Below are 1,297 nucleotides of genomic sequence, written 5' to 3' on the forward strand. Positions count from 1 at the left end.
GTGTTCTTGATCGTTTGATGTGATGATTCGGTAGAGTTCGCGGGCTATGTAGCGCTTCAGGCAGCGGATGATCTCTTTCTTGGACAGGCCGTCTTGGGTGCGTCGTTCCATGTAGGCGCGGGTGCGTGGATCCCAGCGCAGACGGCATAGGACCACGCGGTAGAGCGCGGCGTTGGCTTGGCGGTCGCCGCCGCGGTTGAGGCGGTGCCGGGTGGTCTTGCCGGAGGAGGCGGGGATCGGGGAGACGCCGCACAGCATGGCGAAAGCGGCTTCGCTGTGCAGCCGGTCGTGGTTTTCGCCGACGGTGACCAGCAGCTGTCCGGCGGTGTCGGTGCCGACGCCGTGGACGGCGGCCAGGCGGGGGTTGATCGCGGTCACCAACGGTTCCAGGAGCGCGTCGAGGTCGGCGATCTCGGTGGACAGCTGCTGGTGGCGGCGGGCCAGACAGCGTAGGGCGATCTGGGCGGCGGTGGCTGGGCTGGCGGCGTCGTCGCGGTCGGGGGTCAGGGCGGCGCAGGTGCTGATCAGTTTGGTGATCGACAGGCCGCGCAGGCGTTCGCGCAGGTCGTCGGGGGCAGTCACGATCAGGGCTTTGAGGCGGCGTTGGGTGTCGGCGCGCTGGTCGATGGCGCTGCGCCGGGCGATGCGCAGGTTCCGCAGCGCCTCGATGCGGCCGTCTCGCTGCTTGGGGGTGCTGGTCCGGTTGCCGGCGAGCGCGGCCTTGGCGGCGGCGATGGCGTCGATCGGGTCGGACTTGCCCTGGAAGCGGCGGGTCTTGCGGTCGGGCCGGTCGATCTCGATGACGTCGATCTGTTCGGCCTGCAGCAGGCGGGTGAGGCCGGCTCCGTAGGCGCCGGTGCCTTCGATCCCGACGCGTGTCAGCTGCCCGAAGGTGCGCATCCAGGTCAGCAGGGCGGTGTATCCGGCTGCCGTGGCGGGGAACTGCTCGGTCCCCAGGACCCGGCCGACCGAGTCGATCATCGCTGCGGTGTGGGTGTCCTGGTGAGTGTCCACGCCGCCGGCGACTTCTGGCATCGGCGGGTTTTCGGGTGTAATGGAAGTCATCGTCGTCCTGTCGTCTTGACCGGGGGCAGGGCGGCACGCACCAGCCGGGCAACGCGGACAAGACAGTGATGGGGCCTCTGGCCAGGCTCCTATGAAGTCACGGGCGCCACGTCCGGTGAGTGCAGATGAGCGCCTCCCGGCCAGGGCCGACAGATCCCGTTGAGGACCCAAGGTCAGTCAGTCGCTGGGTCAGACCCTGGCGGGAGACGCTCATCTACATCATCACTGTCAG

At 68.5% G+C, this 1,297-nt stretch carries 1 protein-coding gene; it reads right to left on the reverse strand.

Features of this window, described 5'->3' with window-relative positions:
- The coding region (locus BLR04_RS39420; RefSeq protein WP_176903579.1) for an IS110 family RNA-guided transposase at window positions 1-1,035 on the reverse strand (1,035 nt) is incomplete at its 3' end.
- Window positions 1,036-1,297 lie beyond the last annotated feature (262 nt).

Origin of the sequence: Nonomuraea maritima (assembly GCF_900100395.1) — a bacterium.
GTDB classification, from domain to species: domain Bacteria; phylum Actinomycetota; class Actinomycetes; order Streptosporangiales; family Streptosporangiaceae; genus Nonomuraea; species Nonomuraea maritima.